Below are 21287 nucleotides of genomic sequence, written 5' to 3' on the forward strand. Positions count from 1 at the left end.
GTGCGCTTGGCGGTGTCAACGATCTCTGCCGCTGACTGGTCGATCAATTTGTAGTCAAACGCCTTCAGGCGGATGCGGATTTTTTGTTTGGTTGCCATATATTCTTTCTAATCAGTTGAGGACAGAGCTGGCGACGCCTGCGCGTCGCTGCGGTCTGTCCCGCAAAATATCAGGCTATCACCTTAGCAACCACACCGGCGCCGACGGTGCGACCGCCTTCGCGGATGGCAAAGCGCAGGCCTTCTTCCATGGCGATCGGGGCAATCAGCTTGACCGTGATCGACACGTTGTCACCGGGCATGACCATCTCTTTGCCTTCTGGCAGTTCGATGGCGCCAGTGACGTCGGTGGTGCGGAAGTAGAACTGGGGGCGGTAGTTGTTGAAGAAGGGCGTGTGACGGCCGCCTTCGTCTTTGCTCAGCACGTAGATTTCACCGGTGAAGTGGGTGTGCGGCTTGATCGAGTTGGGCTTGCACAGCACTTGGCCGCGCTGGACGTCTTCGCGCTTGGTGCCGCGCAGCAGGATACCGACGTTGTCGCCGGCTTGGCCCTGGTCGAGCAGTTTGCGGAACATTTCAACACCGGTGCAGGTGGTTTTGACGGTGTCGTGGATGCCGACGATTTCGATTTCTTCGCCGACTTTGACAATGCCGCGCTCAATACGACCGGTCACCACGGTGCCACGGCCGGAGATGGAGAACACGTCTTCAACGGGCATCAGGAAGGCGCCGTCGATGGCGCGCTCGGGCAGGGGGATGTAGGTGTCCAGGGCGTCCGCGAGCTTCATGATGGCTTGTTCGCCCAGCGGGCCTTTGTCGCCTTCCATGGCGAGTTTGGCCGAGCCGTGGATGATGGGGGTGTTGTCGCCCGGGAAGTCGTACTTGTCCAGGAGTTCGCGCACTTCCATTTCAACGAGTTCGAGCAGTTCGGCGTCGTCGACCATGTCGCATTTGTTCAGGAACACGATGATGTAGGGCACGCCGACTTGGCGCGCCAGCAGGATGTGTTCGCGGGTTTGGGGCATGGGGCCGTCAGCGGCGGAGCAGACCAGGATGGCGCCGTCCATTTGGGCGGCACCGGTGATCATGTTTTTCACATAGTCGGCGTGGCCGGGGCAGTCAACGTGGGCGTAGTGGCGGTTGGCCGTCTCATACTCCACGTGGGCGGTGTTGATGGTGATGCCGCGTGCTTTTTCTTCGGGTGCCGCGTCAATTTGGTCGTAGGCTTTGGCCGTGCCACCAAATTTGGCCGCCAGCACCGAGGTGATGGCCGCTGTCAGGGTGGTTTTGCCGTGGTCAACGTGACCAATGGTGCCCACGTTGACGTGGGGCTTGGTTCGCGTGAATTTTTCTTTTCCCATTTTCAGACTCCGAAAATAAAACGGTTAAATTGCCAACGAATGGTGCCCATTCCGGGAATCGGACCCGGGACCTCTCCCTTACCAAGGGAGTGCTCTGCCACTGAGCCAAATGGGCTGTGTAATCACAGTTGCAGCACTGGAGCGGGAGACGGGAATCGAACCCGCGTCATTAGCTTGGAAGGCTAGGGTTCTACCATTGAACTACTCCCGCCTCGAAGCTGAACCCGTCAACCTGTCAGCGCCTTCGCTTCAGTGCTACATTCAATTTCAAATCTGGTGGAGAGGGATGGATTCGAACCATCGTACTCGTAAGAGGGCAGATTTACAGTCTGCTGCCATTAACCACTCGGCCACCTCTCCACGGTGAACCCCGGATTATGCCATTAAGTTTGGACATAACCAACCCTGCCGCGTATTTTTCCGCACAAGGCCGGCAACACGGCACACCGCAAGCCCGCGCCAGCGCTATTTCTGGTGCCGCTCGCGCCAGTCTCTGGCTTGGGAGAAGTGGCCACAGCCAATGAACGGCGACGGTGGCCGCAGGGCAGACAGGGGGGAAGGATGATTGGCGCAAAGAATCAGGTGGCGCGAGGCATCAATCAGCGCCCGTTTGCTTTGGGCATGATTGCCCCAGAGCATGAAAACCACATGCTCCGAGTGGTCGGACACTTGCCGGATGATGGCATCGGTCAACACTTCCCAGCCTTTCCCGGCATGGCTGGCCGGCTGCCCTTCTTCTACCGTCAAGCAGGTATTGAGCAGCAACACCCCATGGCGCGCCCAGCGCACCAGGCTACCCCCCGGAGCAGGAAATGGCGGCGCTGGCTCCCCCAGATCGCGCTGCAACTCCTTGAAAATATTGCGCAAAGACGGTGGCAACGCCACGCCTGGCGCGACCGAGAACGCCAGGCCCTCGGCCTGACCACGACCGTGGTACGGGTCTTGCCCCAAAATCACGACCCGCACCGACTCGGGTGCCGTCAATGCCAGTGCGCGCAACGGTTGCGGCGGAAAAATGGTGGCGCCGCCAGCCAACCGCAGCCGCAAGAAGGCCAGCAATTGGAGACCCGTCGGTGATTCAAAAAAATGATCGGCCAGCGTTTGCCAGCCAGGAGCGACCAGCCAGTCCCTGGGCTCAGCGCTTTGCAATTGAGCAGGCGCGGCTGCGGTCGTATCCGGCATTGACAGGTCCATCCTGCCAGTCAGCCAAACAGCGCCACCAGGGCTTCGCCAGGTTCGTCGGCGCGCATGAAGGCTTCGCCCACCAAAAAGGCATTGACGCCGGCGGCGCCCATGCGCAGCACATCGTCGCGGCTATGGATGCCGCTCTCGCACACCAGCAGCCGGTCCGCCGGGATGTCTTTCATGAGCGAAAGCGTCGTGTCCAGCGAGACCTCAAAGGTTTTCAGGTTGCGGTTGTTGACGCCAATCAGCGGCGTTTTGAGTTTCAGGGCGCGCGCCAGTTCCTGTGCGTCATGCACTTCCACCAGCACCGCCATGTCAAGGTCGTGGGCAATCTGCTCAAAGTCTCTCATTTGCGCGTCGTCAAGGCAGGCGGCAATCAACAAAATGGCGTCTGCACCCATCGAACGTGATTCATAGACCTGGTAGGCGTCAATCATGAAGTCCTTGCGCAACACCGGCAGTTGGCACGACGCCCGCGCCTGCTTGAGGAAGTCGATGCAGCCCTGAAAAAACTGCGCATCGGTGAGCACCGACAGGCAGGCCGCGCCATATTCGGCGTAGCTCTGGGCAATGTCTGCGGGAATGAAGTCGGCCCGCAGCACGCCTTTGGACGGGCTGGCTTTCTTGATTTCGGCTATCACCGCGGGCTGGCCAGCGGCAATCTTGGCGCGCAGGGCGCCAACAAAGTCGCGCGTCAGCACCCGGCTCTCGGCATCAAAGCGCATGGCGGCAAGTGACTTGCGTTGAATGGCGGCGGCGACTTCTTCGCGCTTGACCGCCACAATCTTGTCCAGAATATCAGTCATGTTGATCCGGCTCCTGGGAGCCTTTCTTTAGTACGTTGACGAACACGCGATGCAGCACCAGCCCCGCGACAATAAAAATCACCGAGACGCCTATGGCGATCCAGGCCCCGTCGGTATTGAGCAAGGCCATGTCAGGCCGCGCTCAGGGCGTGCGCGGTGGTCACCAGCGCTTCGAGCTTGGCCCTGGCGGCGCCCGATTCAATCGCGGCGCGCGCTTTGTTGATACCGCCCTGGATTGAATCGGCCACGTTGGCGGCATACAACGCCGCGCCGGCGTTGAGCACCACGATTTCCCTGGCCGGGCCCGCCACATTGTCCAGCACATCCAGCAACATGGCGCGTGACTGCTCAGGCGTTTCCACCTTGAAGGCGCGCGTGCTGGCCATGGCCATGCCAAAGTCTTCCGGGTGGATCTCGTACTCGGTCACCTTGCCGTGTTTAAGTTCGCCCACCATGGTGGTTGCGCCCAGGCTCACCTCGTCCAGGCCATCCTTGCCGTAAACCACCAGCGCGTGTTCGGTGCCCAGGCGTTCCAGCGCGCGCACCTGAATGCCCACCAGGTCAGGGTGAAACACGCCCATCAAAATGTTCGGCGCCCCGGCCGGATTGGTCAGGGGGCCGAGCAGGTTGAACATCGTCTTGACGCCCATTTCACGGCGCACCGGCGCCACGTTTTTCATGGCCGGGTGGTGGTTGGGGGCAAACATGAAGCCAACGCCCACCTGCTCAATACAGCGGGCAATGGCCTCGGGCGTGAGGTTGATGTTGACGCCGAGCGACTCCATCACGTCGGCGCTGCCACTCTTGCTGCTGACACTGCGCCCGCCATGTTTGCTGACCTTGGCGCCCGCTGCGGCCGCGACAAACATGGCGCAGGTCGAAATATTGAAGGTATGCGCGCCATCACCGCCGGTGCCGACAATGTCGACCAGATGGGTGGTGTCAAGCACATGAACCTTGGTGGAAAACTCGCGCATCACCTGCGCTGCCGCCGTGATCTCGCCAATGGTTTCCTTTTTGACGCGCAGGCCGGTGATGAAGGCGGCCAGCATCACCGGCGACCATTCACCAGCCATGATCTGGCGCATGATGGTCAGCATCTCGTCATGAAAGATCTCGCGGTGCTCAATGGTGCGCAGCAGCGCTTCTTGCGGGGTGATTTTGAGGGGTTGGGGCATGGTGGTCTCTGAAAAAACTCAATGGGCAGGATGGCTGGACCAGACGCTTGAAGGTCAATACACGGCCGATCCGGCAGCCGTTGCGGGCGACACGGCGCCCGCTTGTGTCTCGAAAAACTCATGAGTGCAGGCCAGCGCATGGTCGATGCCCGCCTCATCCACGTTGAGATGCGTGACAAAACGCAGGCCGATCAGCCCGGTGGCCAGCACGCCGTGCAGCGCCAGGTGCGCCAGCAAGGCCGGGCCACGACCATCAGCCACATCGACAAACACGATGTTGGTCTGCGCCGAGCGCACACTCAAGCCGTCAATACCCGCCAGCCCTGCGGCCAGTCGCTGCGCCAGCGCGTGGTCCTGCGCCAGGCGCTCGACGTGGTGATCCAGGGCATGACTTGCTGCGGCGGCCAGCATGCCCGACTGGCGCATGCCGCCGCCGAGCATCTTGCGCCAGCGCAGCGCGCGGCTGATCAGGTCGCGCGAACCGCACAGTGCAGAGCCCACAGGCGCGCCCAGGCCCTTGCTGAAGCACACAGAAACGCTATCGAAATAGCTGGCAATGTGCCGCGCCGCCGCGTGGGCGCTGGCGCCAGCCTCAGGCGTGGCAACAGCGGCGTTGAAAAAACGCGCGCCATCCAGGTGCGTGGCCAGGCCGCGCTCACGCGCCAGGGCGGTGGCTTGCGCCAGGTAGGCCAGCGTCATCGGGTGGCCGTTCCAGGTGTTTTCCAGGCACAGCAGCCGGGTACGCGCAAAGTGGATGTCGTCGGGCTTGATGGCAGCAGCAATGTCGGCCAGTTGCATCTCGCCGCTGGCACCCTGCGTCAAGGGCTGCGGCTGGATGCTGCCGAGCACCGCCGCACCGCCAGCTTCATAGCGGTAGGTGTGGGCCAACTGGCCGACGATGTACTCGTCGCCGCGCTGACAATGGCTCATCAGCGCGCACAGGTTGCTTTGCGTGCCGGTGGGCATGAAGAGCGCGGCCTCCTTGCCGGTGATGTCGGCAATGCGCGCCTGCAATGCGTTGACGCTGGGGTCGTCGCCAAAGACATCGTCGCCCAGGGGCGCGGCCAGCATGGCTGCACGCATGGCCGGCGTGGGTTGCGTGACGGTGTCGCTGCGCAGGTCAACGACGGGGGCGCTTGATTTTGGAGTCATGTCATTCATGGGTTGAGGACAGCGCTGGCTCACTGGGTGCGCCGCGGTCTGTCCCACGAGGTTTGAGAAAGTTGGCCAGCATGGCGTGGCCATGCTCGGTGAGGATGCTCTCGGGGTGAAACTGCACGCCTTCGATGTCCAGGCTGGTGTGCCTGATGCCCATGATCTCGCCGTCGTCGGTCCAGGCGGTGATTTTCAGGCAGGCCGGGCAGGTGGCGCGCTCGATGGACAGCGAGTGGTAACGGTTGACCGTGAACTGCGCGGGCAGTCCGGCAAACACGCCCTCTTGTGTGGTGGTGATGACGCTGGTTTTGCCATGCATCAACTGCTGGGCCCGGATGATATGGCCACCAAAGGCGGCACCAATGGCCTGATGCCCCAGGCAGACGCCCAAAATCGGCAGCCTGCCGGAAAAGTGCCGGATGGCGGCCACCGAAATGCCAGCCTCTGCCGGTGAACAGGGGCCGGGCGAGATCACCAGCCGGTCCAGTTCACCGGATGCCAGCCGCGCGTCGATGTCGGCCAGGGAGATTTCATCATTGCGGGCCACGCTCACATCTGCCCCCAACTCGCCCAGATACTGGACGATGTTGTAGGTAAAACTGTCGTAGTTGTCGATCATCAAAAGTTTCATGGGTCTTCTCGGCAAAGTCATTCAAGGCACGGGGTGATCCAGCGCCGGCGTGTACACCAAATACTGGTCGCGCCCGGCAGCCTTGGCGGCGTACATGGCCACGTCGGCATGGTGCCACAGCGCGGCCTCGTCCAGACCGTGGTCCGGGTACAACGCGATCCCGGCGCTGCTGGAGATTTGCACGTTCTTGCCAACGGGCAACTGAAACTCCACACGCAGCGCGGCATGCATTTTTTGCGCCACATGCATCGCGTCCTGCGCTTGGCTGATACTGGCCAACAGCACCACAAACTCGTCGCCACCCACACGCGCCACGGTGTCAGACTCGCGCACACAAGTGCGCAGCCGGTGCGCCACCGCCTGCAGCAGTTGGTCACCGGCCGCGTGACCATGGCGGTCATTGACGGGTTTGAATTTGTCCAGGTCGACAAAGATCAGCGCCAAACGACCGTGCTCGCGCTTGGCCTTGGCCACCGCCTGCTGCAGCCGGTCGGACAGCAGGCGCCGATTCGGCAGGTTGGTGAGCGGATCAAAAAACGCCAGCCGCTTCACCTCGTCCTCGGCGGCCTTGCGCAGCGTGATGTCGGTGTAGGTTGCCACATAGTGAGTCACCAGGCCTGCCTCATCAGACACGGCCGTGATGCACAGCCAGCAGGGAAACTCAACGCCATCCTTGCCCAGATTCCAGATCTCGCCCTGCCAACTGTGGCGTTCAGTCAAGTCCAGCCACATTGCCTTGTAAAAGTCGGCTTCGTGGCGGCCTGATTTGAGCAGGCCAGGGTTGCGTCCCACCACCTCGGCAGCCGTCAAACCGAACAACTGGGTAAAGGCCTGGTTGACACGCAAAATTTCGGCCTGCGCATTGGTGACCAGCATGCTTTCATTTGACTCGAAAGCAGCAGCGGCGATGCGAAGCTCGGACTCCTGCGCCATGCGCTGGGTCACGTCTTCGGTGGCCCCAATCAGGCGCCGCGGCACACCATGTTCATCCGAATACAACGCCGCCCGGTTGTGCATGAAGCGCACCTGGCCATCGGCACGCCTGATCTGAAACGTCATGTCAAAAGGCCGATCCTGCTGGATGGTGGCACGCGTCGCATCGCGCATGCGCTGCAGGTCCTTGGCTGGCAGCAGCTTGGTCCATTCGTCGTTGCGCAAACTGGTCGACTTGGGCGACAGCCCAAACAAGGCAAACATGTTGTCGTCCCACACGTAGCTCTTGTCGAGCAGGTCAAATTCCCAGATCCCCACGCCGCTGGCCTCGGTGGCCAGCTTGAGCCGTTTCGCCGCCACGATTTTTTGTGTTCGCTGGCCTTGGTAAAGCAACAAGCCAAACAGGCTGACCAGCACCAGCACCAGGTAAGCGCCCGTTTGCATCAGCACATCCTGCTGCCATCCGGTGAGGAGCGGCTCGCGCGCCCGGGTCAGGACCACTTCGAGGTGCTTGTCCATCCGCAGCGCTTCTGGCGCAACGGAACGCATCACGTTCAACCGCTGGTCGGTTCCGAACAGCACCGCGCCGGCGGCATGGCCAGCCATGTGCTGATTGCGCAAATGCCGGCCCAGTGGTGCGTTGGGCGCCAGCAGTTCCTGCTCGGCTGCGGCATCCAGCACCGGCGCACTCAAAAAAATCTTGCCGTCGCTGTGCAACAGAATCGCCTGAATATCGTCGCTGTAGCGCGCCGAGTTGAGCACGAGCGCCATGTCCGACGGATCAATTGCGGCTGAAACCACGCCGGCAAAACGCCCCCGGTCATCCAGCATGACGCGGGTCAGATTGAGCAGGTAGTCGTTGAATACCGATTTGAAAGGGGGGCTCAGGTACAGGAGCGTCGGGTTCAGCGCCTTGCGCGGTTCCTGCACGTATTCACGCCCGAAAAAATTCCGACCCAGTAAATCGTCGCGACTGGCGTGGGTCACTGTGCCCTGGGCATCCAGAACTGCCAGCGCGCGCACCGACGGCATGGTTGCCTCCAGGTTGCGCAAGGTTTGCTGGCCTTCAAGCCGGCCCTGCGGGCTGGCCTGCCAGCGCGGCAACGCGCTCTGAATGGACTGCAGCCCAAAATTGATGGCGGTGAGCTGGCGCGTCAGGTTGTCTTCAATCACCCTGGTTTGCGCATTAAGGCGCTCCAGTTCAGACGCCTCAATGCGCTCGCGCTCATTGAGCAAGCCAAAACCCATCACAGCGCCGAGCAGCGCCAATGCCAAAGCCAGTAGCAGCCAGACCCGCCATTGCCGCAAGCTGCGTTTCACATCAAGCCTTCTTCAACCAGTTCAGCCGCCTTTAGCAGCGCGCGCGCCTTGGCTTCGGTCTCATTCCATTCCATCTCGGGCACGCTGTCGGCCACCACGCCGGCAGCCGCCTGCACGTAAAGCATCTGGTCCTTGATGATGCCGGTGCGAATGGCGATGGCCACGTCCATGTCGCCGGCGTAGCTCAGGTAGCCGCAGGCGCCGCCATACAGGCCGCGCTTGGTGGGCTCAAGCTGGTCGATCAGCTCCATGGCGTGCACCTTGGGCGCACCGGTCAGGGTGCCGGCCGGGAACGTGGCCTTGAGCACGTCCATGCTGGTCATGCCGGGCAGCAGCGTGCCTTCGACGTTGCTCACGATGTGCATCACATGGCTGTAGCGCTCCACGCAAAACGCATCGGTGACCTTGACACTGCCAATTTTGGCAATGCGGCCGATGTCGTTGCGCGCCAGGTCGATCAGCATGACGTGCTCGGCGCGTTCCTTGGGGTCGTTGATGAGTTCCTCTTCGGCGGCCTTGTCGAGCTCGGGCGTGGCGCCGCGGGGGCGGGTGCCGGCCAGCGGACGGATGGTGATTTTTTGCTCGGTCTGGCCGTCCTGTGCCACCTGCTCCTGCCGCACCAGAATCTCGGGGCTGGCGCCCACCACATGAAAATCGGCGCCGTCAGCCGTGGCGCCGCTGAAATTGTAGTAATACATGTAGGGGCTGGGATTGAGCGAGCGCAGCGCGCGGTACAGGCTCAAAGGGCTCTGGGTGTAGGGTTTCTTGATGCGCTGGCCCACCTGCACCTGCATGAAGTCGCCGCCCGCGATCAGCTCCTTGGCGCGCACCACGGCAGCAATGTAGTCTGCCTTGGCAAAGTCGCGCACCGCGGGCTGGCCGGCGCTGGCCAGCACCTGTGGTGCGTGCACCGGCTGGTCGAGGCGGGCCTTCAACTGCGCCAGCCGCTCGATGGCACGCCGATAAGCCTGTGGCTGGGCCGGGTCGGCATACACCATCAGGTAAAGCTTGCCTGACAGGTTGTCGATCACGGCCAGTTCTTCGCACTGCAGCAGCAAGATGTCCGGGCACCCCAACTCGTCGGGCGGGCAACTGGCCTGCAGTTTTTTTTCGATGTAGCGCACCGCGTCATAACCAAAGTAGCCGGCCAGGCCACCGCAAAAACGCGGCATGCCGGGCTGCAAGGCGACCTTGAAGCGCTTCTGGTAATCGGCAATAAAGTCGAGCGGATTGGCCAGGCTGGTTTCCACCACTGCGCCGTCGATCACCACCTCGGTGCGTGCCGCGTCGCCAAAACCGCTGGTGCGAAGGAGCGTGCGCGCTGGCAAGCCGATGAAACTGTAGCGACCAAAACGCTCGCCACCCACCACCGACTCCAGCAGGAAGCTGAACGGCTCGCAATTGGCAAGCTTGAGGTAGAGCGAGAGCGGCGTTTCCAGGTCGGCAAAGGCCTGCGCCAGCACCGGGATGCGGTTGAAGCCCTGGGCTTTTAATGCATTGAATTCAGATTCGGAGATCACAAAGACATCTTTCTAAGAGGGCAACACTGTCAAAGACCTGTTCGACACCCCGGCAGATTAGACGTCAAGAGGTGGTCAGGCCAACGTTGAAGAGGCGGGGCAGGTACGCCAGGGCCAGGCCCCCCGGTCGCCGCAACCTGTGATCTGAATTTGGTGCAAAAACATGAGAATAGTGTAGCAAAGATAGGGCGTTGCTTATGCCGCCTGTCCGCTTGGCGCGTGGGCTGCGCCCGTGATCACGGCCAGCACGGCGGCACCGTAAGCCTCCAGCTTGCGCGTACCCAGACCGCTGATGTGCTGCAAGTCGGCCAGCGACTGCGGCGCGCGCTCGGCAATGGCCGCCAGCGTGGCGTCATGAAAAATCACATAGGCGGGCAGGTTGTGCGCCTTGGCCACACTGGCGCGCCACGACTTGAGGTTGATGAAGCGCACCTGGGCATCCTGACCCAGGTTGGCTGCCACTGGCGCTGTGGCGGGGCGTGCCCGGCTGCGTTTGACCGCCCGCTGGGTGCTGGATTCACGCAGCCGCACCGGCACCTCGCCGCGCAGCACCGAGCGGGAGCTTGCGGTCAGGTGCAGCGTGCTGAAGCCTTCGCTGGTGAACACTTGCAAGGCGCCGATGGCAATCAGCTGGCGCATCACCGCGCGCAACTGGTGTTCGCTGTAGTCGGCACCCAGGCCAAAGGTGCTCACGCTTTCGTGGCCGCGTTGCGCCACTTTTTCGGTGAGTTTGCCGCGCACGATGTCCATCGTGTGCCCGGCGCCGAACGACACGCCACTGGTTTGGTGGAGCCGGTACACGGTGGACAGCAGCTTGCGCGCGGCGTCGGTGGCGTCCCACACCTCGGGCGGCTGCAGGCAGTTGTCACAATTCCCGCAAGGCTGGCTGGCCTCATCAAAGTAGCGCAGCAGGCGTACACGGCGGCAATCGGTGGCCTCGGCCAGACCCAGCAGGGCGTCGAGCTTGCCGCGCATGACTTGCTTGAATTCTTCCTCGGCCGGGCTTTCGTCAATCATGCGGCGCTGGTTGACCACATCCTGCAGGCCGTAGCACATCCAGGCGTCGGCGGCCATGCCGTCACGCCCGGCGCGGCCGGTTTCCTGGTAGTAGCCCTCGATGTTTTTGGGCATGTCCAGGTGCGCCACAAAACGCACGTCGGGCTTGTCGATGCCCATGCCAAAGGCGATTGTTGCCACCATCACCACGCCCTCGCCGCGCAGAAACTCGTCTTGATTGGCCTGGCGCACCCGCGTATCGAGCCCGGCGTGGTAGGGCAAGGCATGAATGCCGGTCTGGGCCAGCATGGCCGCAATTTCTTCCACCCTTTTGCGCGACTGGCAGTACACCACCCCGGCCTCGCCCGGATGCTCATGCTCAATAAAGCGCAGCAATTGGGTGCTGGCGTCTTTCTTTTCGACGATGGTGTAGCGGATGTTGGGCCGGTCGAAACTGCTGACAAATTGCGCCGCCGCCTCCAGTTGCAGCCGCTCCACAATGTCGGCGCGGGTGAGCGCGTCGGCGGTGGCCGTGAGCGCCATGCGTGGCACGCCCGCATAACGCTCGTGCAGCACGGTGAGCGCCCGGTATTCAGGGCGGAAATCGTGCCCCCACTGGCTCACGCAATGCGCTTCGTCGATGGCAAACAGGCTCAGCTGGCCACGTTCAAACAGCGCATCGAGTTGTTGCAGAAAGCGTTGCGTGGTGACCCGTTCCGGTGCCGCATACAGCAGCGTGATTTCACCGCGCAGCAGGCGCTGCTCGGTCTGATAAGCCTCTTCACTGCTCAGTGTGGAGTTCAAAAACGCGGCGCTCACACCGGCCTCGTGCAGCGCACCGACCTGGTCGTGCATCAGGGCGATCAGCGGCGAAATCACCACCGTGATGCCCAGACCGGCGCGCTGGCGGGCAATGGCCGGGATCTGATAACACAGGCTTTTGCCGCCGCCAGTGGGCATCAGCACCAGCGCGTCGCCACCGGCGGTGACGTGCTCGATGATGTCGCGTTGCGGTCCCCGGAAAGCCTGGTAGCCAAAAACTTCGCTGAGGATGGATTCGATGGACAATTTTTAACGGGAATGTTGCACGGCAGAGGATGGCTTGGCGATACCAAAATCCTGTTCCATCGCGGCGGCCGGGTAATGAAACCGCACCGGTCCATCCGGGCGTTGGTTGACATACTGGAACACCAGCGGATCGGCGCTGGCGCGCACTTCGGCCACCGTGCCCTGGAACGCGACCTTGCCGCTGTCGAGAATGACCACATGATCGGCAATTTCAAGGGTTTGCGTCAATTCATGCGACGCAAAAATGCTGGTCAGCCCCATCGCGTCATTGAGCTGGCGAATCAGGTTCGCTGCAACGCGCAGAGAAATGGGGTCGAGGCCGGAAAAGGGCTCGTCGTACATCACCAGTTCCGGGTCCAGCGCAATCGCACGCGCGATGCCGATGCGCTTGGCCATGCCGCCCGACACCTCGCCGGGCATGAGGTTGCGCGCGTTGCGCAGGCCCACCGCATTGAGCTTCATCAGGACAATGTCGCGAATGAGTGCCTCGGGCAAGTCGGTATGCTCGCGCAGCGGAAAGGCCACGTTTTCAAACACGCTGATGTCAGCAAACAAGGCACCGTACTGGTACAACATGCCCATGCGCCGCCTGACGGCATAGAGCTGCTCCTGATCCATCGGGCCGATGTCCTGCCCGTCGAACAACATTTGGCCCGACCAAGCCCGGCTCTGGCCGCCCATCAGCCGCAGCGTTGTGGTCTTGCCACCCCCCATCGGACCGATCAGCGCGGTCACCTTGCCCCTGGGGATGCGCAGCGAAACGTCGTCCAGCACGGCGCGCTCGCCGTAGCCAAAGCTCAGGTGATGCAATTCAACAAGTGAAGGGTTGACGGTGTTTGGCATGGAAACTCAAACCGGACAGCGCCCGGGACCCAAATAATAGGTGATCCTGGACCGGATTTGCCCAGAATACGCGGGTAAAGTGCCTGCAACTGATGATATGCCCCAGCGCCAGCCCAGTGCTTGCCCCGCTGTGCGCGGGCGCAACCAATGGTTTTCTACAATACCGCCCATGACCACACGCCCCTACACCCGCGGACAAAAGCTGCCCGAGATTCTGCAAAAACGCATCATGGTGCTCGACGGCGCCATGGGCACCATGATCCAGCGCTTCAAGCTTGACGAGGCGCAGTACCGTGGAGCCGGGTACGCTGGGCCTGGCGGCCAAGCTCAGCGCTTCCAGGACTTCCACAAGGACATCAAGGGCAACAACGAGCTGCTGAGCCTGACGCGCCCCGACATCATTCGCGACATCCATGAGCGCTACCTGGCTGCGGGTGCCGACCTGATCGAGACCAACACCTTTGGCGCCACGCGCATTGCCCAGGCCGACTACGACATGGCCGACCTGGCCTTTGAGATGAACCTGGCCTCGGCCAGGCTGGCGCGCGCCGCCTGCGACAAGTATTCCACCCCCGACAAACCGCGTTTTGTGCTTGGCGCCCTGGGCCCGACGCCCAAAACCGCCAGCATCAGCCCCGATGTGAACGACCCCGGCGCGCGCAACGTGACCTTTGAAGAGCTGCGCGCTTCTTACTTTGAACAGGTGGACGCGCTGGTGCAGGGCGGCGCCGATGCGCTGCTGGTGGAAACCATTTTTGACACCCTCAATGCCAAGGCGGCGCTGTTTGCCATCGACGAGTTCTTTGAGGCCAGCGGCGAGCGCCTGCCCATCATCATCAGCGGCACCGTGACCGATGCCTCCGGGCGCATTCTGAGCGGCCAGACCGTGACCGCCTTCTGGCACAGCGTGCGCCACGCCCAGCCGCTGGCCGTGGGCCTGAATTGCGCGTTGGGTGCCGCGCTGATGCGCCCTTACATTCAGGAGCTGGCCAAGGCCGCGCCCGACACTTTCATCAGCTGCTACCCCAACGCCGGCCTGCCCAACCCGATGAGCGACACCGGCTTTGATGAAACCCCAGAGGTCACCAGCCGCCTGGTGGGCGAGTTTGCCGCCGAGGGCTTGGTCAATATCGTCGGCGGCTGCTGCGGCACCACGCCGGAGCACATTGGCGCGATTCATGACAAGGTGGCGCCCCTGCCCGGACGGGTGCTGCAGCGCCATGTGTTTTACCGGGAAGCGGCTTGAAGCTGGTGCTGGTCAGGCTTTTTTGATGAACCGTCCCGGCATGACCGTTTCCACCGCCGACCCTGCCGCCAAACCCTCATGGGTCAACACCTTCAGGGTGTATCTGGAGCCCGCCAGTCTGCGCATGCTCCTGCTGGGCTTTTCGGCCGGCCTGCCGTTGCTGCTGGTGCTGGGCACCCTGAGCTTCTGGCTGCGCGAGGCCGGCATCGACCGCACCACCATCGGCTACCTGAGCTGGGTCGGGCTGGCCTACGCCTTCAAATGGCTGTGGGCGCCGCTGGTGGACCGAATGCCGATTCCGCTGCTCACAAACTGGCTCGGGCGCAGGCGCAGCTGGCTGCTGCTGTCGCAGCTGGCCATTGTCTGGGGGCTGATTGCCATGTCGTTCAACGACCCGCAGGTGGCGCTGACCCCGGTGGTGTGGGGCGCTTTGGCAGTGGCCTTTGGCTCGGCCACGCAGGACATTGCGCTGGATGCCTTTCGCATCGAATCGGCCGACGTCAGCCGGCAGGCGGCACTGGCGGCTTCTTACCAGACCGGTTACCGGCTGGCCATGATCTGGGCCGGTGCCGGCGTGTTGTGGATTGCCGCCGGTGCGCAAACGGCCGGCATCAGCGGCTACCAGCACGGCGCCTGGCATACCGCTTACCTGGTCATGGCGGCCAGCATGGCCCTGGGAATCGTCACCGTGCTGCTGTCGCCCGAGCCGCTGCGCCGCCCGATGCCGGTGGCCAAAAATGCCCTGGACTGGCTGCACGGCGCGCTGGTGGAGCCGTTTGCCGACTTTTTGGGGCGCTACAAGTGGCAGGCGGCGCTGATTCTGGCGCTGATTGCCGTCTACCGCATCAGCGACGTGGTGATGGGCATCATGGCCAACCCGTTTTATGTCGACATGGGCTACACCAAGGCTGAGGTCGCCACAGTCACCAAGATTTACGGCGTCATCATGACGCTGGCTGGCGCCTTTATCGGCGGCGCCATGGCCATGCGCCTCGGTGTGATGCGGGTGCTGATGCTGGGCGCGCTGCTGAGTGCCGCCACCAATCTGCTGTTTGCCGCCTTAAGCACCCGCGGCCATGACCTGACCGGGCTTATTTTTGTGATCTCGGCCGACAACCTGGCTGGCGGCATTGCGTCGGCCGCCTTCATCGCCTACCTGTCAAGCCTGACCAACGTCAACTACTCGGCGACCCAGTACGCGCTGTTCAGCTCCATGATGCTGCTGTTGCCCAAATTCATTGCCGGCTACTCAGGACTTTATGTCGATACTTTTGGCTACCAACACTTCTTCACTGCAACCGCCATGCTGGGCGCGCCGGTATTGCTGCTGGTGTGGCTGGCCGCCCGGGTGAAACCGGCCTGATTTACCCAACTTTACGCCGCCTTCAAACCCCGGATGCGGCCAAACACTAGACTCAAAGCGATGAACCAACACCTGCTGATGATCGAAGACGATGCGCGCCTGGCCAACATGGTGCGCGAGTATCTGGGTCAATCCGGCTACCAGGTGGCGCACGCCGGTGACGGGCAAACGGGCCTGTCTGCCTTGCAAGCTCAGCCGGTTGAATTGGTCATTCTGGACCTGATGCTGCCCGACATGGATGGCCTGGAAGTGTGCCGGCGCATCCGGTCATTGCCCGGCGCCCTGGCCCAGACGCCGATTTTGATGCTCACCGCCAAGGGCGACCCGATGGACCGCATCGTTGGCCTGGAAATGGGCGCTGACGACTACCTGCCCAAACCCTTCGAGCCGCGCGAACTGCTGGCCCGTATCCGCGCCGTGCTGCGCCGCCATGGCGACGGCCCGGTGCCGGGCAACGACAACGTCATGCGTTTCGGCAGCCTGGAAATCGACCGTGATGCGCGCGTGGTCAGCGTGGCCGGCCAGGTCTGCGAGCTGACCTCATACCAGTTTGACCTGCTGGTGGCTTTGGGTGAACGCGCCGGTCGCGTGCTCACGCGTGACCAGATCATGGAAGCCGTGCGCGGGCGCGAGCTTGAAGCCTTTGACCGCTCCATCGATGTGCACATGGGGCGCATCCGCGCCGCCATCGAGGTCGATGCCAAGGACCCCAAACGCATCCTGACCGTGCGCGGTGTCGGCTATGTGTTTGCCAGGCAGCAAGATTGAGACATTGTGGGACAGACCGCAGTGACACGGAGTGAACAAGCTCTGTCCTCAACCAATTTCCGGATGTTGGCTGTCCACATTGTGGGACAGACGGCAGTGACATGATGTGAACAAGCTCTGACCCCAACCGACCATGTTTAACAAACTCTACCTTCGCATCTGGCTGGCCGTGGTGCTGGCGGTGGCGGTGCTGATCCTGCTGGTGGGTTGGGCCTGGCGGCTGGCGGCTGAGCCGCCGCTGCGCGATGTCGAGGTGCGCAACCAGGCTGGTCAGGTCATCGGCAAAGGGCGTTCCCGCGCGCTCGCCGACGAAGATGCCATTGACCCCCAGCGACGCGAACTGCAAGGCTTCGGCATGCTGCACCGCTATGAACTTGCCCCCGTGATGCCGCCCGGCGACCGGGCGGCGCCTGACGCACCCGATGCACAGAGTGATCCAACCCTGCCCAGAACCCATGCCGGCAGAAACAACCCTGCCCGCGGCGGCCCCGAGTTTGTGGTGCGCATGCACGACGGGCAAACCATGCGCATGCACCTGATGCGCCCGAGACCTTCGTTCTGGAGCCGTCCGCCTTTTGGTTTTGCCTGGATGCTGGTGTGGGTCGGTCTGGCAGTGGCGCTGGCCACCTACCCGATTGTGCGCACACTCACGCGTCGGCTGGAACGTCTGCAAAACGGTGTGCAGCAATGGGGTGAAGGAGACTTGTCAACCCGCGTGCCTGAAAACGGCGATGATGAAGTGGCCTTTCTGGCCAAACGCTTCAACCAGGCCGCCGAGCGCGTGGAAACGCTGGTCCACTCCCACGAGGCGCTGCTGGCCTCGCAGAAATCGCTGCTGGCCAATGCCTCGCATGAGTTGCGCTCGCCGCTGACGCGCATTCGCATGGGGCTGGAGCTGATGGGCGGGGGCACCTCGCCCGCGTTCAAAGCCGAAATTTCCCGCAACATCAACGAGCTCGACCAGTTGATCGAGGAAATTCTGCTGGCCAGCCGCCTCGATGCCCGCGAGGCGGACTTGGGCACCATCGAGTCGGTGGACCTGATTGGCCTGGCCGCCGAGGAATGCGCCCGTGTCGATGCCGAGCTTGACCTGCCGACAGACTTGCACACCGGCGCAGCCACCACTGAACTCGCGGTGCCCGGCATCAGCAAGCTGCTGCGACGCGCTGTGCGCAACCTGCTGGAAAACGCGCGCCGTTATGGTGCTGGTGAGATTCACCTGGGCCTGAGCCAAACCGACAGCCATGTGGTGATCCGGGTCTCGGACCATGGTCCCGGCGTTCCCGTGGAATTGCGGGAGCGCATTTTTGAACCCTTTTATCGCCTGCCCGGCGCCACCGAACGCGATGGTGGCGTAGGCCTGGGCCTGGCTTTGGTCAAAGCCATCGCCCAGCGCCATGGCGGTCGGGTGGCGTGCGAAGACCGGCCCGGCGGCGGTGCCACCTTCGTCCTTGAATTGCCTAAAAAATAGGCACCCGCCCCGACTCGGCGGGGTTATCCAAAAAGTCGCCCTGAAACTCCCCGAATGGGGGATACACAGGCGATGCCACGTCCGCTACATTAAATCCAACTGCTGTCACAGTCTTAAAGCAAACGCCTTGACCAGCGTCCTTGAGTTTTTTTGATGTTGTCTTTGTGTTCGTGAAGTTTCCAACGACGTTCCCCCCTCGGGGGGAACTTTACAAGCCACCTTCGGGTGGCTTTTTTTTGAGCCAGTCAGGTTCGGCGCGCCAGGCCATGACCCACGCCGGCAATTCCCGGGCCGGCATGGGACGGGCGATTCCGTAACCCTGCGCCAGATCGCAGCCCATTTGCAGCAGCAGGCTGCCATGCTCGACGGTCTCGACACCCTCGGCGATCACCTCGCGCTTGAACGCCGCGGCCAGACTGATCACACCTTGAAGGATGGCCAGATCATCCGGGTCTTCGAGCATGTCGCGCACAAAACTCTGGTCGATCTTCAGCATCCTGACCTGCAAGCGCTTTAAATAGGTGAGCGAAGAGTATCCGGTGCCAAAATCGTCCAGCGCAAAGCTGACCCCGAGTTGCGCGCAGGATTCGATCAACTTGGAAACCTGTGCAATGTCTTCGAGCGCGGTGGTTTCCAGTATTTCCAGTTCGAGGCAGGATGGACTCACCTGCGGATGTGCCGCCAAGATCGCGCGCAGCCGTTCCACAAAGTCGACCTGCTGCAACTGCCGCGCCCCGACATTGACGCTGACCGGGATGTCCAGACCCGCCTTGCGCCAGGACTCCACCTGGGCCAAGGCCGTGTCGATGACCCATTCGCCCACAGCCACTGCCAGTGGATGGCCTTCAATGGCCGGCAAGAACAGCGCGGGCCCGAGCAGACCTCGCTCTGGGTGCTGCCAGCGGATCAGGGCCTCGGCACCGATGACCTTCCCGATCCGCATGTTCACCTTGGGCTGGAAATACAGCAGGAATTCGTGGTCGCTCAGTGCCCGCCGAATACGCTCCAGGCCTTCATTCTGGACACGAATATTGCTGTCATGCTGCGCATCAAAAATATGATAGCGGTTCTTTCCCTCCAACTTGGCCTGGTACATGGCCTGGTCAGCCTGACGCAACAACTGGTCGGCGTCAACGGCTTGGGTCTGAGGGTAGAACGCAACACCGATACTGGCGGAAACCTGGAGGCTCTGGTCGCCTATCACCACGGCTTGCGCCGCGGCGGCCAGCAGCCGGTCGAGCAGCGGCAGGCTGACGTCCACATCCGTGAGGTCGCCCATCACCGCGACGAACTCATCGCCACCAAGCCGGGCCAGCGTGTCGCCTTCGCGCAATGTCTGCTTCATGCGTTCGGCGATGGCCACCAACAACTGGTCGCCCGCTTCATGCCCGTGCTGATCGTTGATGGCCTTGAAGCCGTCGAGGTCAAGATAGGCAACTGCCAGCGTATTGCCGCGACGCTCGGTGTGTGCCAGCCCCTGGTCAAGGCGATCTGACAGCAGCAAACGGTTGGGCAGATTGGTCAGTGCGTCAAAGTGCGCCATGTGCTCCAACTGGCGTTGGTGTTCCCTGACCTCCGTGATGTCGGCGAACAAGGCAACATAGTGCTCAATACTCCCGTCGGCACTGCGCACGGCGGTGATGGTCAGTGCCTCCAGAAACAAGCTGCCGTTCTTGCGCCGGTTCCAGAGTTCACCATACCAGTGACCCTTGTCATTCAGGTCAGCCCACATGGCCGCGTAAAACTTCTCATCCTGTCGGCCCGAATTCAACAGGCGCGGATTCTTGCCCAAGGCCTCCTCGCGGCCATACCCCGTGATGCGTGTGAAGGCATCATTGACATTGAGAATCGTGCCGTCTGCCTCGGTGATCATGATTCCTTCCCGGGCGTAGCTGAATACGCTGGCGGCCTGAACCAGGCTGTCTGCCCGCTTTTTCTCGGTCACGTCGCGCGCCGCGGCAAACACACCCATGACCCGCCCTTCAGGGTCACGGTACACACTGGCGTTGTAAAGCACATCGGTAATCTTGCCCGAGGTGTGCCGAATGGCCAGCGGGTGGTCAGTCACAAATCCTTTGGCAAAGGCCTCCCGATACCCCTCTCGGGCCAACGCCGGGTCGGTGAAGTAATCTGCAAAGTCGCTGCCCACCAAGTCGGTCCGCTCACGACCCGTGACCCGCTCGGTCGCCGCGTTGAGATCGGTGATCTTGCCTTCAGAACTGATCGCCACCAGCGGGTCCAGGCTGGCCTCGATGAGACTGCGGGCATATTGGGCAAGCCTGCGCTCAACGTTGCGGCGATGTCGCTGGATTCTCCAGGCCATGATGCCCGCCGCTATCAAAAGCGCAAAAATGGCTGCCAGCCAAGGGAGCCAGGGACGAATTCTTCCCCATATCAATGACAGCGGATCCGGACTGATGCTGATCCATTTATCGAGCATGGCCTGCCGGTCCCGGTCAGGGATGCTTGCAAGCGTCTTGGAGAGGATCACGTGCAAGACGGGCAAGTCCTTGCGCACACCGAAACTCAGGTCATAGGTGTAGTCAAAGGCCGCCAGCATGCGCAGATTGGTGAATTTCTCGCGCTCGATAAAGAAGGAGGCGCTGGCCACATCCATGATGACCGCGTCAACCTCACCAAAAGACAGCTTTCGCATACCGTCCAGATCGTCGGCGACGAGAGCCAGTTGGATTGCCGGGAAATTGTTCTCCAAAAACTTTTGCACGCCATAACCCTTGCCCACCGCAACGCGTTTGTTTAAAAACGCATCAGGCCACTGCCCCGCAATGAAATCAGCCTTGACGATGATCGCCGTGGGCACCCTGAAATAGGGCTGCGTAAAGTGAAGATACTGCGAACGCTCCGGTGTTTGCGATAGCGAGGTGACGATCTCCACCTTTGCGCGTTGCGCATCGGCCAGGATGGCGTCGAGATTCTGCGCGGGCAGGATTTGAAACTGCACACCTATCCGGTCATTCAGCATTTGGACCATGTCCGCCGACAGGCCCTGCCACTTGCCGGACTCAATGAAGCTGAAGGGGGGGAAGTTTCCCTCGGGTGCAACGCGCACCTGGCCTGCGTGGGTGGCGATCCATGACCGCTCCTGTTGCGTCAGAAAACTGCGGTCTGATTCGGTTGCAGAAACCGCGGAAATACCGAGGCTGAGCACCAGGCCCGCCAGCGTAGCCCATCTCCTTGGCCGGTAAACCATGCGAATTTGAAAGCATGACAGCCCTGGCAAGTTCATGGCGGGATGGGTCCAGGTGATTAGTTTGAGCACGCTCGGGCGATGATGCCACAGCACGGGGCTGGCGGATAGCATCATCCTGCCCGGAAACGTCACTCCAGCAAGGCTTTGACCCTGGATGGCAGGACGTCATTGAGGCAGCGCGTGTGGCCCAGCGGACAAACGCGCTCGAAGCAGGGCGCGCAGTCCAGCGGTGG

The 21287-nt window shown here is 62.0% G+C and carries 16 protein-coding genes, 3 tRNA genes and 1 pseudogene; 4 read left to right on the plus strand and 16 right to left on the minus strand.

What is annotated here, in order from left to right:
- The 15 genes and pseudogenes from rpsJ to GPS82_RS07175 form a co-directional block, all read right to left on the minus strand.
- Positions 1-98: pseudogene (gene rpsJ / locus GPS82_RS07105) on the minus strand (30S ribosomal protein S10); the annotation flags it as partial.
- A gap of 71 nt (positions 99-169) precedes the next feature.
- A complete protein-coding gene (gene tuf, locus GPS82_RS07110) occupies positions 170-1360 on the minus strand; it encodes an elongation factor Tu (RefSeq protein ID WP_296492690.1) in 1191 nt (396 codons plus the stop codon).
- A gap of 40 nt (positions 1361-1400) precedes the next feature.
- Positions 1401-1475: transfer RNA gene (locus GPS82_RS07115), tRNA-Thr, on the minus strand.
- A gap of 22 nt (positions 1476-1497) precedes the next feature.
- A tRNA-Gly gene (locus GPS82_RS07120) sits at positions 1498-1571 on the minus strand.
- A gap of 63 nt (positions 1572-1634) precedes the next feature.
- A tRNA-Tyr gene (locus GPS82_RS07125) sits at positions 1635-1720 on the minus strand.
- Between the two features lie 105 nt (positions 1721-1825).
- On the minus strand, positions 1826-2542 hold the full coding sequence (locus tag GPS82_RS07130) for a uracil-DNA glycosylase (protein WP_296492692.1): 717 nt from the start codon (positions 2540-2542) through the stop codon (positions 1826-1828).
- A 20-nt stretch (positions 2543-2562) separates the two neighbouring features.
- Positions 2563-3351 carry an indole-3-glycerol phosphate synthase TrpC gene (gene trpC / locus GPS82_RS07135; protein WP_296492694.1) on the minus strand — a complete coding sequence of 263 codons (789 nt, stop codon included), beginning with the start codon at positions 3349-3351 and terminating at the stop codon, positions 2563-2565.
- Entirely contained in the window at positions 3344-3481 is a 138-nt protein-coding gene (locus GPS82_RS07140; RefSeq protein ID WP_296492696.1) for a hypothetical protein, read from the minus strand. Before GPS82_RS07140 ends, trpC begins: the two co-directional genes overlap by 8 nt.
- A 1-nt stretch (position 3482) precedes the next feature.
- The gene (trpD, locus tag GPS82_RS07145) at positions 3483-4529 is read right to left on the minus strand and encodes an anthranilate phosphoribosyltransferase (RefSeq protein WP_296492698.1); all 1047 of its coding nucleotides are present in this window, start codon (positions 4527-4529) and stop codon (positions 3483-3485) included.
- 54 nt (positions 4530-4583) lie between these two features.
- The gene (gene ltaE, locus GPS82_RS07150; RefSeq protein WP_296492700.1) at positions 4584-5681 is read right to left on the minus strand and encodes a low-specificity L-threonine aldolase; all 1098 of its coding nucleotides are present in this window, start codon (positions 5679-5681) and stop codon (positions 4584-4586) included.
- Between the two features lies 1 nt (position 5682).
- Positions 5683-6315 (minus strand): aminodeoxychorismate/anthranilate synthase component II, encoded by a 633-nt coding sequence (locus GPS82_RS07155; RefSeq protein WP_296492702.1) that lies wholly within the window; start codon positions 6313-6315, stop codon positions 5683-5685.
- Positions 6316-6336: 21 nt separating this feature from the next.
- Positions 6337-8568, minus strand: coding sequence for a diguanylate cyclase (locus GPS82_RS07160; protein WP_296492704.1), 2232 nt, complete (start codon positions 8566-8568; stop codon positions 6337-6339).
- Entirely contained in the window at positions 8565-10088 is a 1524-nt protein-coding gene (locus GPS82_RS07165) for a chorismate-binding protein (RefSeq protein WP_296492707.1), read from the minus strand. The genes GPS82_RS07160 and GPS82_RS07165 overlap by 4 nt, the downstream gene beginning before the upstream one ends.
- Positions 10089-10283: 195 nt before the next feature.
- On the minus strand, positions 10284-12152 hold the full coding sequence (recQ, locus tag GPS82_RS07170; RefSeq protein ID WP_296492709.1) for a DNA helicase RecQ: 1869 nt from the start codon (positions 12150-12152) through the stop codon (positions 10284-10286).
- A gap of 3 nt (positions 12153-12155) precedes the next feature.
- On the minus strand, positions 12156-12995 hold the full coding sequence (locus GPS82_RS07175; RefSeq protein ID WP_296492711.1) for an ABC transporter ATP-binding protein: 840 nt from the start codon (positions 12993-12995) through the stop codon (positions 12156-12158).
- 169 nt (positions 12996-13164) lie between these two features.
- Here GPS82_RS07175 and GPS82_RS07180 point away from each other — a divergent pair, with 169 nt between their 5' ends.
- From GPS82_RS07180 to GPS82_RS07195, 4 genes are all read left to right on the plus strand, one after another.
- Complete coding sequence (locus GPS82_RS07180; protein WP_296492713.1) at positions 13165-14241, plus strand: homocysteine S-methyltransferase family protein; 1077 nt, start codon at positions 13165-13167, stop codon at positions 14239-14241.
- 40 nt (positions 14242-14281) lie between these two features.
- Positions 14282-15604, plus strand: coding sequence for an AmpG family muropeptide MFS transporter (locus GPS82_RS07185; protein ID WP_296492714.1), 1323 nt, complete (start codon positions 14282-14284; stop codon positions 15602-15604).
- A 60-nt stretch (positions 15605-15664) separates the two neighbouring features.
- Complete coding sequence (locus GPS82_RS07190) at positions 15665-16372, plus strand: response regulator transcription factor (protein WP_296492717.1); 708 nt, start codon at positions 15665-15667, stop codon at positions 16370-16372.
- Positions 16373-16505: 133 nt separating this feature from the next.
- Positions 16506-17843, plus strand: coding sequence for an ATP-binding protein (locus GPS82_RS07195; protein ID WP_296492720.1), 1338 nt, complete (start codon positions 16506-16508; stop codon positions 17841-17843).
- Positions 17844-18051: 208 nt separating this feature from the next.
- Here GPS82_RS07195 and GPS82_RS07200 read toward each other — a convergent pair whose 3' ends face one another.
- A complete protein-coding gene (locus tag GPS82_RS07200) occupies positions 18052-21090 on the minus strand; it encodes an EAL domain-containing protein (protein WP_296492722.1) in 3039 nt (1012 codons plus the stop codon).
- Positions 21091-21287: the final 197 nt, after the last annotated feature.

Origin of the sequence: Rhodoferax sp., from assembly GCF_011391645.1 — a bacterium.
Lineage (GTDB): Bacteria > Pseudomonadota > Gammaproteobacteria > Burkholderiales > Burkholderiaceae_C > Rhodoferax.